Source organism: Arthrobacter caoxuetaonis, from assembly GCF_023921125.1.
Taxonomy (GTDB): domain Bacteria; phylum Actinomycetota; class Actinomycetes; order Actinomycetales; family Micrococcaceae; genus Arthrobacter_B; species Arthrobacter_B caoxuetaonis.
This window is the reverse complement of record NZ_CP099466.1, coordinates 3,470,762-3,486,484: the sequence shown is the minus strand read 5'-3', so window position 1 is coordinate 3,486,484 and position 15,723 is coordinate 3,470,762. Positions and strand designations below refer to the sequence as shown.

Annotated in this window: 17 protein-coding genes; 14 read left to right on the top strand and 3 right to left on the bottom strand. The window is 66.7% G+C overall.

The annotated features are described in order from the left end of the window. Positions 1-125 precede the first annotated feature (125 nt). A complete protein-coding gene (locus NF551_RS16180; protein ID WP_227896366.1) occupies positions 126-605 on the top strand; it encodes a CinA family protein in 480 nt (159 codons plus the stop codon). Positions 606-774: 169 nt separating this feature from the next. Here NF551_RS16180 and NF551_RS16175 read toward each other — a convergent pair whose 3' ends face one another. Beyond that, the gene (locus NF551_RS16175; protein WP_227896365.1) at positions 775-1,665 is read right to left on the bottom strand and encodes a dihydrodipicolinate synthase family protein; all 891 of its coding nucleotides are present in this window, start codon (positions 1,663-1,665) and stop codon (positions 775-777) included. Between the two features lie 146 nt (positions 1,666-1,811). Then, a complete protein-coding gene (locus NF551_RS16170; RefSeq protein ID WP_227896364.1) occupies positions 1,812-2,390 on the bottom strand; it encodes a GNAT family N-acetyltransferase in 579 nt (192 codons plus the stop codon). A 183-nt stretch (positions 2,391-2,573) separates the two neighbouring features. Here NF551_RS16170 and NF551_RS16165 point away from each other — a divergent pair, with 183 nt between their 5' ends. The 11 genes from NF551_RS16165 to NF551_RS16115 all read left to right on the top strand — a co-directional run bounded on the left by NF551_RS16165 (position 2,574) and on the right by NF551_RS16115 (position 13,525). After that, complete coding sequence (locus NF551_RS16165; protein ID WP_227896363.1) at positions 2,574-4,052, top strand: SulP family inorganic anion transporter; 1,479 nt, start codon at positions 2,574-2,576, stop codon at positions 4,050-4,052. A 160-nt stretch (positions 4,053-4,212) separates the two neighbouring features. Further along, positions 4,213-5,139, top strand: coding sequence for an SDR family NAD(P)-dependent oxidoreductase (locus NF551_RS16160; protein WP_252604970.1), 927 nt, complete (start codon positions 4,213-4,215; stop codon positions 5,137-5,139). Positions 5,140-5,141: 2 nt separating this feature from the next. Beyond that, entirely contained in the window at positions 5,142-6,035 is an 894-nt protein-coding gene (locus tag NF551_RS16155; protein WP_227896108.1) for an amidohydrolase family protein, read from the top strand. Next, positions 6,032-7,225 carry an acyl-CoA dehydrogenase family protein gene (locus NF551_RS16150; protein ID WP_227896107.1) on the top strand — a complete coding sequence of 398 codons (1,194 nt, stop codon included), beginning with the start codon at positions 6,032-6,034 and terminating at the stop codon, positions 7,223-7,225. The genes NF551_RS16155 and NF551_RS16150 overlap by 4 nt, the downstream gene beginning before the upstream one ends. A gap of 35 nt (positions 7,226-7,260) precedes the next feature. Next, positions 7,261-7,716: a MaoC family dehydratase gene (locus tag NF551_RS16145; RefSeq protein ID WP_227893939.1), complete on the top strand. Its 456-nt coding sequence runs from the start codon at positions 7,261-7,263 to the stop codon at positions 7,714-7,716. A 27-nt stretch (positions 7,717-7,743) separates the two neighbouring features. Further along, a complete protein-coding gene (locus tag NF551_RS16140; protein ID WP_227896106.1) occupies positions 7,744-9,312 on the top strand; it encodes an acyl-CoA synthetase in 1,569 nt (522 codons plus the stop codon). Positions 9,313-9,360: 48 nt separating this feature from the next. Next, the gene (locus NF551_RS16135; RefSeq protein ID WP_227896105.1) at positions 9,361-10,809 is read left to right on the top strand and encodes an AAA family ATPase; all 1,449 of its coding nucleotides are present in this window, start codon (positions 9,361-9,363) and stop codon (positions 10,807-10,809) included. A 49-nt stretch (positions 10,810-10,858) separates the two neighbouring features. Continuing rightward, positions 10,859-11,332: an RNA polymerase sigma factor gene (locus tag NF551_RS16130; protein ID WP_423721798.1), complete on the top strand. Its 474-nt coding sequence runs from the start codon at positions 10,859-10,861 to the stop codon at positions 11,330-11,332. Beyond that, entirely contained in the window at positions 11,329-11,937 is a 609-nt protein-coding gene (locus NF551_RS16125) for a methylated-DNA--[protein]-cysteine S-methyltransferase (protein ID WP_227896103.1), read from the top strand. The genes NF551_RS16130 and NF551_RS16125 overlap by 4 nt, the downstream gene beginning before the upstream one ends. Next, the gene (locus NF551_RS16120) at positions 11,934-12,620 is read left to right on the top strand and encodes an alpha-ketoglutarate-dependent dioxygenase AlkB family protein (protein WP_227896102.1); all 687 of its coding nucleotides are present in this window, start codon (positions 11,934-11,936) and stop codon (positions 12,618-12,620) included. The genes NF551_RS16125 and NF551_RS16120 overlap by 4 nt, the downstream gene beginning before the upstream one ends. Next, entirely contained in the window at positions 12,617-13,525 is a 909-nt protein-coding gene (locus NF551_RS16115; RefSeq protein WP_227896101.1) for a DNA-3-methyladenine glycosylase family protein, read from the top strand. Before NF551_RS16120 ends, NF551_RS16115 begins: the two co-directional genes overlap by 4 nt. A gap of 29 nt (positions 13,526-13,554) precedes the next feature. On the opposite strand, the gene NF551_RS16110 is transcribed toward NF551_RS16115, so the two are convergent. Further along, positions 13,555-13,938: a DUF1304 domain-containing protein gene (locus NF551_RS16110; protein ID WP_227896100.1), complete on the bottom strand. Its 384-nt coding sequence runs from the start codon at positions 13,936-13,938 to the stop codon at positions 13,555-13,557. Positions 13,939-14,179: 241 nt separating this feature from the next. Between NF551_RS16110 and pstS the strand changes: the two genes are divergently transcribed. Both pstS and NF551_RS16100 read left to right on the top strand, forming a co-directional pair. Next, positions 14,180-15,295, top strand: a complete 1,116-nt coding sequence (pstS, locus tag NF551_RS16105; RefSeq protein ID WP_227896099.1) for a phosphate ABC transporter substrate-binding protein PstS — start codon at positions 14,180-14,182, stop codon at positions 15,293-15,295. 167 nt (positions 15,296-15,462) lie between these two features. Next, complete coding sequence (locus NF551_RS16100) at positions 15,463-15,663, top strand: hypothetical protein (RefSeq protein ID WP_227896098.1); 201 nt, start codon at positions 15,463-15,465, stop codon at positions 15,661-15,663. Positions 15,664-15,723: the final 60 nt, after the last annotated feature.

Sequence of the window (15,723 nt, the reverse complement as noted above, 5' to 3'; positions counted from 1 at the left end):
CACATCGGACCCCCGTTCGTGTTGTGGCGGCGGGCCGTCAAAGCACCGGAGCCGCGCGTGATGAAATAGTAAGTACCGTTAGTAATCAATAGCATAAGAACGCAGAAAGGTGGCAAAAGGCCTTTATGGATGCCGGAACTGAGCCTCTGAATCAACTCCCGGACCTCGTCGCAGAAGAGGTCACCCGCGCAGGTTTGACGGTCGCGCTCGCAGAGTCCCTGACCTGCGGAAACCTCACTGGCGTGCTTGGAAAAGGCGGGGACACGGGTTCGTGGTTGAGCGGGGGGATCGTCGCCTACATGACGGAAATTAAACACGCAGTGCTTGGCGTCAGTGCTGGTCCGGTCGTGAGCGCCCGGTGCGCCGAAGAGATGGCAGCTGGTGCAGCAAAGCTCTTCGATGCCGACCTGACCATTTCCACCACCGGTGCGGGCGGTCCCGGTCCGCTCGAGGGCCAGCCGGCGGGAACCGTCTACATTGGCTGGAGCCTCCGGGGAGAAACCGGCCATGCCCGGCATTCCTTCGAGGGCGATCCGGCCAAGGTGTTGGAGCAGACCGAGGCTGCGGCCCTGCGGCAGCTGTACGACCTGGCACGCCGGGCATAACCGGCCACCCGGGTGGGCACGGGGCAGGGCCCGTAAGGGTTACAGTTCGGTCCACCGAAAGCGTCTTGCAGCCCTCTGATGCGCCTCTTCGCCCCGCAGCTGACTAATTCGTTCCCGTGCCGCATCGGCTGTGCCCGCTGCAGTCCACCGTTGGCCCTGCCTACCCTGCCTACCCGGCGGTGAAGCCCAGGGCATCGACGACGCCGGCCACCCGCCTGCGGTCCTCAGCGTCCAGTCCGCGCAGCGGGCGGGGCAGGCAGTTCCGCGGGGCGAAGCCCAGATGCTCAGCTACGGCGGCGATGACCCGCAGGCTGCCGTGTTCGGCAAAGAGCTCCCAAAGCGGCGCCAGCCGGGCAGACTCAGCGGCGGCGTCGTGCGGCCTGCCCTCGCGGGCGGCGCGCAGGATCGCCAGCGCCGGTTCGGGGAGGGTGCCGGCCACGGCGGAGTACCAGGCGTCGCAGCCGGCGTTCAGCCCATCCGCAGCAGCCGCATCGCCTGAGATTCCGATGGTGACGTGGTCCGGGATAACCGCACGGACGGCGCTGACCCGCCCTGCTGCGGCCGCGGCGGTAACCGGGGGGATCTTGATCGAGGCGATGCCGGGCAGTGCCGCGATCTGTCCGTACAGCTCAGTGCTGAAGGTGAAATGCGTCGTGCCGGGGTTGTCGTAAATGATGACCGGCAGGTCCGTGGCGTCGGTGACGTCGCGGAACAGGCCATAAACGTCGCCGTCCGTAAGGGCCTGGTAACTCACCGGGGCAAGCAGGATCCCTGCGGCCCCGGAATCTTCGGCGGCCCGCACATTTGCCAGCACCTCGGAGGTGCGGAGGGCGCCGACACCCACGATCAGCGGCTTCGAGCCGGTGTTCGCAGCGGCCAGCTGCACAACGCGCCGGCGTTCACCGGGGCTCAGATAGGCGTAGGATCCGGTGCTGCCCAGCACCGCGATCGAATCCACGTCCGAGGCAGCCAGCCGTTCCACCAGGCAGGCAAACGCTGCCTCGTCCACGGCGTCGTCCTGCATCGGTGTCAGGGGAAAAGCACTGAGTCCGGTAAACAAACCACGTTCCTTCCGGTGCCCGCAGGGAACACGCTTTTCCGCTGCGCATGAGTATTCGGCTATGTTCCCAGACCTTGGCGTTCCGGTCGTGGACCGCAATCTTTGTGACGCGGCCGCACCTGGGTGGCCAGGGCCTTTTGACGGTCTTACCGTGCCTTATCGGCGGCTGGACCCATAGGGCGCAGCGCGGCATAAACCCGCATGTCCCGCCGCTCGCCGCCGGTCAGCGGATAATTCCGGCGCACACCCGCCGGGGCATACCCGGCACGCTCGGCGGTTCGGACCGACGCGGTATTCCAGGGCTCAATAAACAGCTCGATCCGCTCGAGACCGGCCAGGGACCAGCCGAAGGCAGTCAGCGCGGCCAGGGCCTCGGCGGCGAAACCTCTGCCACGGAATTCAGGGGCGACGGCGTAGCCCGCGCTCGCGTATCCGTCCGTGAGATGCTGCAGCCACAGGCCGCAATGTCCAACCGGAAGGCCGGATGCCTGCTCTTCAATGGTGAAGGAGAACCCTCTGCCTTCGCGGTGACGTCCCCGCTGGCGCTTTACCCAGGCCAGCGCTTCCTGCTCACTGGCGTGCAGCGGAAGAGTGCCGGTGGCGGTCACATAGGGATCCGAAGCCAGCGCCCGGGCCATGCCGGCATCTGCGCCAGTCACCTGGCGCAGTAAAACACGGCCGAAGGCGGGGGTGGTGGGAGGCCAGGGCGGCAGTGGATCGGGCATGGACCCATTATTGGCCGGACCGCCCGCCGGGGCCTGAAGAGGGACTCAGAACACGCGGCGGTAATCTGGAACCGGATCCGATGTACGGCCCCGGCAATCCGCCCCGGCCGCCGGACTTCCCCGCACCTGAACGGAACCGCCTTGTCTTTTCCTGCTCCGATACCAACGCCGGCACCAGCCCCAATGCCTGCTCCCGCACCCCGGCAGACGGTCCTCACCACGCTGCGCTCGCCGCGCCTGCTGAAGACCGAAGTGCTGGCCGGACTCGTCGTCGCACTGGCGCTCATTCCGGAAGCCATTGCGTTCTCGGTGATCGCTGGCGTCGACCCGCGCATGGGCCTGTTCGCTTCCTTCACCATGGCCGTAACCATTGCGTTCGTAGGCGGCAGGCCGGCGATGATCTCCGCTGCCACCGGGGCCGTCGCCCTCGTGATCGCGCCCGTGGTGGCCAACTACGGCGTCGAGTACCTCGTGCCCACGGTAATCCTGGCCGGTGTCCTGCAGATCCTGCTGGCCCTCGCAGGCGTTGCGAAGCTGATGCGCTTCATCCCGCGCTCCGTCATGGTGGGATTCGTCAACGCCCTCGCCATCCTGGTGTTTTCCTCCCAGCTGCCGGAGCTGACCGGGGTGCCGTGGCTGGTCTACCCGGTTGTCGCCGCCGGACTGGTGATCGTCTTTGGCCTGCCGCGGCTGACGACGGCGGTGCCCGCGCCGCTGGTCGCGATTGTGGTCCTCACAATTGCTGCGGTGGCAGCCGGCTGGAACATCCCGACTGTGGGGGACAAGGGTGAACTTCCCGATTCGCTGCCCGCGCTGCTGTTCCCGGACGTTCCGCTGAGCCTGGAAACCCTCGAACGGATTCTTCCCTATGCCGTGGCCATGGCCTTTGTGGGACTGCTCGAATCCCTGCTGACCGCCAAGCTGGTGGATGACATCACAGACACCCGGTCCTCTAAGCCGCGGGAGGCCGCCGGGCAGGGCATCGCCAACATCGTTACCGGATTCTTCGGCGGCATGGGCGGCTGCGCCGTCGTCGGCCAGACCATGATGAACGTCAAGGCCTCGGGCGCCCGCACCCGGATCTCGACGTTCCTGGCCGGCGTTTTCCTGCTTATCCTGGTGGTGGTCCTCGGCGACATCGTGGCCCTGATTCCGATGGCTGCGCTCGTCGCCGTGATGATCTTCGTCGCTTATGCGGCCTTCGACTGGCACAGCATCCGCCCGTCCACCCTGCGCCGGATGCCCAAGTCGGAGACCGCCGTCATGCTCATCACCGTCCTGGCCACGGTGCTCACGCATAACCTCGCCATCGGCGTCGGAGCAGGCGTGTTGGCTGCGATGGTGCTTTTCGCCCGCCGCGTGGCGCACTTCGTCACCGTGCAGCGCATGGTGGACGGCGACGGCGCCAAGGTCACTTACGTGGTTCACGGTGAGCTGTTCTTCGCCTCCTCCAACGACCTCTACACCCAGTTCGAGTACGCCCTTGATCCGGCTGACGTTGTGATCGACCTGGGCGCTTCGCACGTCTGGGATGCCTCCACTGTCGCCGCGCTGGATGCGATCACCGAGAAGTACCGCAGCCGGGGCAAAGCTGTCCGGATCATCGGGCTGAACGACTCCTCGCTCTCCATGCAGGACCGGCTTTCGGGCGAACTGCCGTAATTCTGGCTTAGCCAGCCCACCCGAAGGCAGCAGCCAGCCCGCTGCGCCGGCGACATAATGAGTGCCTTAATCAACCGTTGACTTTCTCAATCATTCCCGTCAGGATGGAACAAAAGAGCAGGTCAACGGAGCCCGGTGCTGCCGGGAAGAAGGAGTCATCATGTCCCTGGACGGCAAAGTCGCGATTGTTACCGGCAGCGGGCGGGGGCTGGGCCTCGCTTACGCCCGGGAGCTGGCCCGGCAGGGTGCGGCTGTGGTGGTGAACGACGTCGATGCTTCTGTGGCTGAGGAGGCAGTCGCGGTGATCACGGCCGACGGCGGGCGTGCCGTGGCTGTTGTTGCCCCGGTGGGGTCCACCGAGACGGCGAAGGCCCTGGTGGATGCTGCGGTGGAGAACTTCGGCGGCCTGGACATCCTGGTGACCAATGCCGGGGTACTGCGCGATAAGTCGCTGCTGAAGATGACCGATGAGGACTTTGACCTGGTGATCAACGTGCACCTGCGCGGGACGTTCACCTGTGTGCGGGAGGCCTATGCCTACTTCAAGGAACACAACGTGGCCGGCCGGATCATCACGATCGGTTCCCCGACCGGGCAGCGCGGAAACTTCGGACAGACCAACTACGCTGCGGCGAAGGCCGGGATCGTGGGCATGGTGCGGACCTGGGCGATGGAGATGAAGAAGGCCGGTGTGACTGCCAATGCGGTGATTCCGGTGGCTGCGACGGCGATGACGAAGACGGTCCCGTATTTCGCTGCCGCCGTGGAAGCGGACGAGCGCGGTGAGGCGATGCCTGATTTCTTCCGCAAGGACCTGGGTTTTGGTACGGCGGAGGATGTTGCCGGGCTGGTGGCGTTCCTGGCGTCGGAGGAAGCTGCCGGGATCACGGGTCAGGCGATTGGTGTGGGCGGGGACCGTTTGCAGCTGTGGTCCCATCCTGAGGCTGTGGCCACTGAGTACCGTGACGGCGGCTGGTCCTATGCGGATCTCGCGTCGGCGTTCCCGTTCGCCGGGCAGCAGCAGAGTGTGGGGGAGAAGTTCCCGCCGCTGCCCGCCGAGCTCCAGCCCGAAGCGGCGGCGAAGTAGCCATGGCACCCACCCGCTACGAGCTGGGCCTGGACGTTGACTCGCTCACCGCGATCGACATGCATGTGCATATCGAAATTGACGGGCACGGACACGTCTCGCTGCCGCAGGACCTGATGGACGCCTCCAGCAAGTACTTCAAGACCGAGGAACGGACGCCGTCGCTCGATGACATCGCGGCGACCTACCGCGAGCTGAACATGGCCGCAGTAGTCTTCACGGTGGACGCCCGGACGCGGTTGAAGCACGAGCCGAACAGCATCGAAGACATCGCCGAGGGCGCGGCCCGGAACAACGACGTGCTGATCCCGTTTGGATCGGTGGATCCGCTCACCGGTGCGGAAGCCATCGACCGGGCGAAACTGCTGGCCGAGGACTACGGGGTCCGCGGGTTCAAGTTCCACCCCAGCCTGCAGGGCTTCAATCCGTCGGACGAACGCTATTACCCGCTGTGGGAAGCCCTGGAGCAGCTCGGCCTGCCTGCGGTCTTCCATACCGGGCAGAACGGCATGGGCGCCGGCACCCCCGGCGGGTCCGGAATCAAGCTGGGCTACTCGAACCCGCTGCTGCTGGATGATGTCGCCGCGGATTTCCCCGGGTTCCAGATCATCATGGCGCACCCGTCGGTGCCGTGGCAGGACGAAGCCAACTCGATCGCCACCCACAAGTCGAACGTCTTCATCGACCTGTCCGGCTGGTCGCCCAAGTACTTCCCGGAGTCGCTGGTGAAGCTCTCCAACTCCGTCCTGCAGGACAAGGTGCTCTTCGGCACCGACTACCCGCTGATCACTCCGCAGAAGTGGATGCGTGCCTTCGAGGACCTGCCGTTGAAGGACGAGGTGCGGCCCAAGATCCTGAAGGAAAACGCCGTCCGGCTGCTGGGCCTGGGCTCATGAGCACCGCAGGAACTACAGAACCCCTGTACGCCGCGGACCGGTACGGCTACTCCGACCTGCTCAGCGGTGCCGAGCAGGAAGTGCTGGGAAAGCTGCGCGCTGTCCTGGACTCCCAGGTGGCCCCGCTGCTGGCGGACTACTGGGAAGCCGGTGAGTTCCCGTACCAAATTCGCCAGCCGCTCGTGGACCTGAACCTGATGGCGCCCGACGGCGTCGCCGACAGCCAGGGGCGCACGTCCGGCCTGTACGGCGGCTTCCGCAACTTTGAGCTGGCCCGCACGGATGCTTCCGTGGCTACGTTCTACAACGCGCAGTCCGGACTGTTCCGCTCCACCGTGCTGCACGGCGGCAGCGCCGAGCAGGCCGCGGAACTGGACCCGAAAATCCGGTCCTTCGAGCTCACTGGCGTCTTCGCGCTGACCGAACCGGAGCACGGCTCGGACATTGCCGGCGGACTGGCAACTTCGGCCCGGCGCGAAGGCGATGAGTGGATCATCGACGGCGCCAAGCGCTGGATCGGCGGCGCCGCTACGGCGGACGTGCTTGCCGTCTTCGCCCGGGACGAGGCAGACGGACAGGTCAAGGCCTTCCTCGTGCCGCGCGAAGCGCCGGGTGTGACCCTGACCAAGATCCTGCGCAAGACCTCCCTGCGAATGATGCAGAATGCCGACATTGAACTGCGCTCCGTCCGGGTTCCGGACTCGGCGCGGCTGGCGAACATCAACTCGTTCAAGGACGTGGCCGCGCTGATGCGCCGGCTGCGCTCCGACGTCGCCTGGATCGCCGCCGGCATGCAGGCGGGCGCATATGAGGCGGCCGTGCGCTACACCTTGGAACGGGAACAGTTCGGCCGCCCGCTGGCCTCTTTCCAGCTCACGCAGCAGAAGCTCGCCACCATGCTGGCCAACCTGACGGCGTCACTGGGCATGGTCGTCCGGCTGACCCAGCGCCAGGAAGAAGGCATCTTCCGGGACGAGGATTCCGCACTGGCGAAGATGTTCACCTGCACCTCGCTCCGGGAGACCGTCGCCCTGGCGCGCGAAGTGGTCGGAGGCAACGGGATCACCCTGGACACCGGCGTCGCCCGTTTCCATGCCGATGCTGAGGCTGTCTATTCCTACGAAGGCACCCACGACATCAACGCCCTGATTGTCGGGCGCTCGATCGCCGGCACCGGCGCCTTCCGCTAACCCATTCATTCCCTGCAAACCGAAGGAAAAAGAACATGAGCGCTACCGTTGTCACCCTCGAAGAACTTCCCTCACTGGTCGGCAAGGACCTGGGCTACACCGATTACATCGAGATCACCCAGGACCAGATCAACACCTTTGCCGACGCGACCGATGACCACCAGTGGATCCACACCGATCCGGAAAAGGCCAAGGACGGGCCCTTCGGAGCCCCCATCGCCCACGGGTTCCTGACCCTGTCCCTGATCATTCCGCTGTGGAGTGCCCTGTTCGACGTGGACGGCGTGAAGACCAAGGTCAACTACGGCCTGGACCGGGTCCGGTTCACGAACCCGGTGAAGGTGGGCTCCAAGGTCCGGCTGCACTCGGTGATCGCAGAGGTCACCGAGGTGAAGGGCGGCGTGCAGATCAAGACGTCCAACACCATCGAGATCGAAGGCGAGGAGCGTCCCGCCGTCGTCGCTGAATTCCTGGCCCGTTTCTACGCCTAGCCAGACGCCCGGAAAGGGAGCGAGCAGATGCGAAACGAGGGACTGGGATCCTGGATCCACCGCCGCCGGGTGAAGTCCGCCGGTGTCACGGCCGTGACCGGGGCCGGAATTGAGCTGACGTACGACCAGCTGGCCGAGCGGATCGAACGGCTGGCCAGCGCACTGGCAGCCCGCGGCGTTTCGCCGGGCAGTCGGGTCGCCTACCTGGGCAACAACCACCCGGCGTTCCTTGAGTCGCTCTTTGCGGCGGGCTCCCTGGGCGCGGTGTTCGTGCCCCTGAACACCCGGCTGGCCCCGCCGGAAGTTCGGTTCGCGCTCCAGGATTCCGGGAGCACCGTGCTGATCCATGCGGCGGAACTTGATTCACTTGCGGTCCTTGGCTGCACGGATTCTCCGGTAACGCACCGGCTGATGGTGGCCCCGGAGGAGGGCCCGGCGGCGTCCCCGGCCGGGACGGAAACAGTGTCCGGCGCTCCTGCGGCAGAGCCCTACGAGGCTGTGCTGCAGGATGCGGACGCTGAGCCGCGGGATGTGGAGGTCGGTCTTGAGGACCCCGCCATCATTCTGTACACGTCAGGCACCACCGGAAACCCCAAGGGCGCGCTGCTCACCCATGGAAACATGACGTGGAACAGCGTGAACGTACTGGTCGACTACGACGTCAGCTCTGAAACCGTTGCCCTGATGATCGCCCCGCTGTTCCACGTCGCCTCCCTGGGCATGGGCGCCCTGCCGGTGCTGCTCAAGGGCGGGAAACTCGTTCTTCACAGCAGGTTCGAACCCGGTGCGACCCTCGCCGCGATCGAGGAACACCGGATCACCTCACTTTCCGGGGTTCCCACTACCTACCAGATGCTGGCCGAACATCCCGGCTGGGAGTCAACGGACCTCTCAAGCCTCCGCATGCTCACCTGCGGCGGCTCACCCGTCCCGGCGCGTGTGCTCGATGCCTATGAAGAGCGGGGCCTGTCCTTCTCGGGCGGCTACGGGATGACCGAAACCTCGCCCGGTGCGACTGCGCTGCCGGCCAGGTATTCACGGGCCAAGGCCGGATCTGCCGGACTGCCGCACTTCTTCACCGATGTCCGGATCGCCGGAAGCGGGGAAGCCCCGGCCGGCCCTGGGGAAGTGGGTGAAATCCAGATCCGCGGCGGCAATGTGATCCGCGAGTACTGGAACCGCCCGGACGCCACATCGGCGGCCTTCTCCGACGGCGCCTGGTTCAATTCAGGGGATATGGGCTACTTCGACGACGACGGCTTCCTGTACATCTCAGACCGGATCAAGGACATGATTATTTCCGGCGGCGAGAACGTTTACCCGGCCCAGGTGGAACAGCTGATCATGGAGCTGCGGGAGGTCTCCGCCGTTGCAGTGATCGGCGTCCCGGACGAGCGCTGGGGGGAAGTGCCGCACGCGGTGATCGTCCGCGCGGAAGGCGCAGAACTCGATGAGAAGGCGGTCCTGGACCACCTCGAAGGGAAACTGGCCCGCTACAAGGTCCCGAAATCCGTGGAGTTCCGCGAGTCCCTGCCCACCACTGCCAGCGGCAAGATCCGCAAGGCGGACCTGCGGCAGAACGCGCTGAGAGCCTGACTCCAAACAGCAGGCCGGAGGCCGCCTGCGCTGATAGTGTCTGGCGCCATGGAGAAAAACCTCGCGGACTTCCTGGCCAGTTTCAACGCCGCCGTTGAACTGGCCCAGCAGCACCGTGCCGCGTCCTCGACCCGGCCGCGGCTGCGGGATGCCCTCAGTGCCTACCTCGGGCTGCCGGCCCAGGACGTGCCGATCGTCGTGGAAGCGATCCCGTTCCACCGCTTCGCCGACGTGGACATCGCCATGGAGCAGATCGCGGGGGAGGACCCCGGGAACACGCTGATCGGCCTGGGCGGGGGACAGCAGCGCCAGCACCTGGGTCTCTCCGACATTGTGCAGGAGGAGGGCTACGGTTATATCCCGGTTGGCCAGCCGGACTTCGTCAACATTGCCGTCGGGCCAGACAGCAGCCGGGAAGCGGTCGGATTGGGAATCCGGCTGTTCCGCCACGACGGGGTGCCGGTGGCCGTCCTGCAGCGGAACGGTGACCCGCAGACGGGCAGCCCTGACGTGCAGCTGGCGGTCATGGCCGCAGAACGTCCAGTGGCGGCGGCCGTCCTGGCAGCAGTCCAGGAACACCTGCGGGTCCACAGCATCCTGCGCGGACAGGTCATCTCGCTCGGCTTCGATCCCTACGGACCGGGCGGTGCCGGGGTGAACTTCCTGACACGTCCTTCGCTGCCGCGGGAGAAAGTGATCCTGCCCGACGGTGTGCTCGAGCGGGTCCGCAGCCACGTCCTGGGCATCGCCGGGCACCGCGGCCGCCTGCAGGCCGCCGGCCAGCACCTCAAACGCGGGGTCCTGCTCTACGGTCCGCCCGGAACGGGTAAAACGCACACTGTACGGCACCTGCTCAGTGAAAGTCCGGGCACGACGGCGGTCCTGCTCACCGGCGCTTCGCTGGGGGCGATCTCCCAGGCGGCGAGCCTTGCCCGGGCCATGGCTCCGTCCCTGGTGGTCCTCGAAGACATTGACCTGGTGGCCGAAGACCGGAACATGGGCCACGGCCCGCAGCCGCTGCTCTTCCAGGTCCTTGACGCCCTGGACGGGCTCGATGCCGACGCCGATATTGCCTTTGTCATGACCACCAACCGGGTGGACGTCCTGGAGCCTGCCCTTGCCCAGCGTCCCGGACGGGTGGACCTTGCCGTCGAAATTCCGTTGCCGGACGCAGGGGACCGGGTCCGGCTCATGGAGCTTTACGCTCCGGCCGGAGTGTTTTCCGCGGCGGCGCTGGCTGCGGTGGCGGAGCAGGCGGACGGCGCGACGGCGTCGTTCGCGCGGGAGCTGGTGCGCCGGGCAATCCTGGCGGCAGCGGAGGCCGGCGAGGATCCCGGCGATGTCCATCTGCTCGCGGCCGCGGAGGATCTCTCCGGACAGCGTGAAGCCATGACCCGCTCACTGCTGGGCGGAGCGGATCCGACTGCCGGCTTCACTGCGAACGGGGACGCCGGCGACGGACGGGGAGCTCCTGCACCGGGAATCGCCTGGCTCTAGGGCCGCAGGCTCACAAAAGAGAGCTGCCGCGCGTTTACAGTATGTGGAAGTGAAACCGTTCGAAGCGATCGTCAGGGAACACGGCGCCGTCGTGCTGCGGGTCTGCCGTGCCGTACTGGGGCCCGACGACGCGGAGGACGCCTGGTCGGAAACGTTCCTCTCCGCCCTGCGCGCCTATCCCTCGCTCGATCCCGCGGCCAACGTCCAGGCCTGGCTGGTGACAATCGCCAAGCGCAAGGCCATAGATTCCCGCCGGGCCGCTGCCCGGCGCCCGGTCACAGTGCCTGACCTCCCCGAAGCTGCGGGAGGCGCGGACCCCGGACCGGGAGAGCACGACGGGCTGTGGGCCGCCCTGCGGACGCTGCCGCAGCGCCAGCGTGAAGCCCTGGCCTACCACCATCTGGCCGGGCTGCCCTTCGCGGACGTGGCGCTCCTGCTCGAGAGCACTGAAGCGGCCTGCCGCCGCTCCGCTGCTGATGGAATGAAGAAGCTCCGATCACTGGATGTGGAGGACCTCCGATGACCCTGGACACAGAAGCTGCCGCGCAGGACGCGCCGGAGGCCGAGAGCGAGACGCTGGCCCGGCTGCATGGCCGGCTCACTGCCGACGCCGCCGGACAGGACCTGCTCGATGTTGCGTACACGGTGATGGATTCACCCGTTGGGGGACTGCTGCTCGCCGCAACGCCGGCCGGGCTGGTCCGGGTCGGCTTCGCCGTGGAAGGGCATGACGCTGTGCTGGCAGAGCTCGCCGTCCGCGTCAGTCCGCGGATCCTGGCCGACGCCGCCCGCCTGGCTGAACCCGTCCGCCAGCTCCGGGAGTACTTCGCCGGCTCGCGGAAAACCTTCGACCTGGCGCTGGACCTGCGCCTGGCCACCGGTTTCCGGCGCACCGTCATCGAACACCTCTCCGACATCGGCTACGGTGCCACCGCGAGCTACGCTGCCCTGGCCGCGCTTGCGGGGAACCCCGGTGCCGTCCGTGCCGCCGGAACCGCCTGCGCCCGGAATCCGCTGCCCGTTGTTGTGCCCTGCCACCGGGTGGTCCGCTCGGACGGAAAAATCGGGAACTACCTCGGTGGCAGCGACGCCAAGCGCACCCTGCTCACCATGGAAGCCGCCGCATGAGCGGCGAACTCTTCCCGCGCGAACGCAACACCCCGTCCGCCGGTGCGGTCCACGTGCCGGGCTGGTTGACTGCCGAGCAGCAGCGCAGCATCGTCGAGGCCTGCAGGGCCTGGGCCATTGGACCCGTCCCGATGCGTTCGGCGGTCCTGCCGGGCGGGCACAAAATGTCGGTGCAGACGGTGTGCCTTGGCTGGCACTGGCAGCCCTATAAATACACGCGCACGGCCGACGACGCCGGCGGCGGCCGCGTGGCCGAAGTTCCCGGCTGGCTGGTGGAGCTGGGCCGCCGGGCAATCCGTGCCGCCTACTGCACTGAAGGGGAACCGGGCTACGCTCCGGACATCATCGATCCCGAGGATTACACCCCGGATACGGCCCTGATCAACTACTACGCCGAAGGGGCGCATATGGGCATGCACCAGGACAAGGACGAAAAGTCCTCGGCCCCCGTGGTGTCCTTCAGCATCGGCGACAGCTGCATATTCCGTTTTGGGAATACACAAACGCGCACCCGGCCCTACACCGACATCGAGCTGTCCTCCGGTGACCTGTTCGTCTTCGGCGGTCCTTCCCGTTTCGCGTACCACGGGGTGCCCAAAACGCTGGCCGGGACCGCCGATCCTGAGAACGGACTGAGCAAGGGCAGGATCAACATCACCCTCCGGATGACGGGAATGGAATGAGCCCGGCGGAGGCGGGGGAGCCGGACCGCATGTACGTGCTGGCCGCGGCCGGCCCGTTTCCGTGGCAGCCGCTCGTCCGCAGCCTGGCCGCCCACGCCGTGCCGGGGCTGGAAACAGTGGAGGTGACGCCGTCGGGCGCAGTCCTTACCCGGCTGTGGCCTGCCCCCGGCGGACCGGTGCTGGCGCAGATCGGCATCGGTGCACCGGACGGGGTCTCCGTGAGCCTGAACGGCGGCCGGCAGGAGAACGACGCAGGCTGCCTTGGTGCGGTCCGCAGCTGGCTGGACCTCGACGCCGATACGCACGCCGTAGACACCGCGCTGGCTGGCTTCCCCCGGCTGGCCCCGCTGGTCGAACGCTATCCCGGACTCCGAATCCCCGGTTCGGTGGACGGGTTTGAGACAGCGGTGCTGACCGTCCTCGGGCAGCAGGTGTCGCTTGCTGCGGCCCGTACCTTTGCCGCCCGCCTGGTCGCTGCCTATGGAACCGCCGGCCCCGGCGGACTCCGGACCTTCCCCGCGCCGGGCGAACTGGCCGCCGTCGCGCCCGCTGACCTGCAGGCGGCAGTGCGGATCACCGGCGCCCGCGCGGGAAGCATCCATGCCCTTGCAGAAGCTGCAGCCGGCGGGCTGGAGCTGGGACGGCACAGTGACTGGCAGGCGGTCCGTCCGGCGCTGCTGGCCCTTCCCGGCATCGGACCCTGGACCGCGGACTACCTGGAAGTCCGCGCTGCGGGGGACCGGGACGCGTTCATTCCCGGGGACCTGGTCCTTCGGCGGGCCCTGGGGGTTGCCACCGCGAAGGAGGCATCACGTCTGGCCGAAGACTGGCGGCCCTGGCGCGCCTATGCCTTGTTCCACCTGTGGACGGAGGCGGCGTACGACATCGTCCCCGCGCCTGCCTAGCGCCTGTCTATTCCGGGGCGATGGCAGGGTTACGCGCCAATGAGGGTGAGAAGCAGCGCCAGCAGCGCCGGAATCCCGCGGATGAGGGCAATCCGCCCCAGCGGCCACCGGCCGGCCAGCAGCACCACCGAGGCCAGGACCATGCAGGCGGTGGAGAAGCTCATCAGGGTCAGTCCGGCTGCGGGATTGCCGACGCCGATGAGCAGGACCCCCAGGACAGCACCCACCCCCAGGAACAGGTTGTAGAAGCCCTGCGTGTAGGCCAGCGGCTGGGTGGTTTCCGCGTCCTGCTCAGAAGTGATTCCGTACACACCCATGGTCTCGGCTGCGGTCCAGCGCAGGGATTCCAGGAAGAAGAAATAGAAGTGCACGGCGGCGGAAACCACGGTCAGTATCGCTGCAGCAACCAGCATTGAACCCCCTTGGGGCAGGGACCGGGGGCACCTGGGCGATTCCGCCTTCGTGGCCGCGCTGTGGTCCGGAGTGAGCCCATCCTTCCACTACCTTCAGGGGCAGCCAAGGGCAGGGGCAGCTCCCAGTTGGCGGTGGGGACTAATCGGCGGCTAGCCTTGAAGTTGCAACCGGACGTGCCGATTCCAAGGCATTGAACTCCGGGCCGCCTGATGCCGCTTTCCCCCAAAGGAGCACCCCACCGTGCGCAGTTCCCGTTCCCTTCGTGCCCTGGCAGTGGCCGCCGCCGCAGCGCTGGCGCTTTCTGCCTGCGGTTCTGACTACCCCCTGGGTGAGGAACAGCGCAAAGCCGCGGAAAACAGCACCTCCAAGCTGGAGGGGATCATCTCCGGTTCCGGGTCCACGGCACAGGGCCCTGCCATGGATGCCTGGATCGGCGGCTTCCGCGTGCTGCATCCCAAGGTCCAGGTCCAGTACTCCCCGGATGGCTCGGGCGCCGGACGCAACGCACTCCTGGCCGGTGCCGTGCAGTTCGCCGGATCGGACGCCTATCTCCAGGACGAGGAACTGGAGGAGGCCCGGAAAGTCTGCGGACCTGACGGCGCCCTGGATATTCCCGCCTACATCTCCCCCATTGCAGTGGCGTTCAACCTTCCCGGCATCGACACGCTGAATCTCGACGCTGCCACCATCGCGAAAATCTTCCGCGGCGAAATCGACGCCTGGAACGATCCGGCAATCGCAGGCCAGAACCCCGGAGTGCAGCTGCCCGCCACCCGGATCACGGCCGTGAGCCGCGCGGACGATTCCGGTACCACCGAAAACTTCACCGAGTATCTGCATGAGGCGGCCCCCGAAGCGTGGCCCACGGATCCGTCCGGTTCCTGGCCCGGCGGCCTCGGCGGCGAAAACGCTCAGGGCAGCGCCGGCGTCATCAGCACCGTTACCCGGACCGAGGGCGCCGTGGCCTACTCGGATGACTCGGTAGTGGATGAATCCCTGGGTACCGTCAATCTCAAGGTCGGTGAAGAGTACGTCCCCATCAGCGCCGAGGGTGCGGCGATCGCCGTCGAGCAGAGCACCCGTGTGCCCGGACGCGGCGAGCATGACATTGCCCTGCACCTTGACCGCACGACGACGGCGCCCGGAGCCTACCCGCTGATTCTGGTGTCCTACCAGATCTTCTGCAGCGGCTACGAGGATGCGGACACGGTTGAGCTCGTCAAGACCTTCGGCCAGTACGTGATCAGCGATGAAGGCCAGCAGGCATCGGCCGACGCCGCCAAGAGCGCGCCCATCCCGCCGACGCTCGCAGAAGACGCACGGGCTTCCATCGAGAGCATCACCACGCTTCCCTAGCCGCTCGGCGAAGCCTGACCCTACCCCTCTGACAAGGGGGTTCATCCCGGCGGCAGTTCAGGTCGCCGCTGCCTTTACAGTCCGCCGCGGGCGGTCTTCGGCACGCCTCTTGCGCGCTCTGGGGACCGGTGGCACCGTGGACCTACCGTGAAGGAAAGGGGCAGGACATGCAGCCCATCAAGATCGAACGGTGGTGGCCGTACCTCGACACCACGGCTAAGCAGTGGCTTAGGGAGAACCTGCGGCAGGACGGTATTCCCAACAAAATTCAGGACCGGATCGCCGAAGCGGGCGGCCCGGTCATCGATCCCATCCTGGATATGCGGGACTGGGACTTCATCGAGACGCAGTCCGAACTGGTCGATTAGCGTCTGCGGCACCTGAGCCCGCTCATTTGAGTAGAACTGCTGCGCTCACATGATAAATTG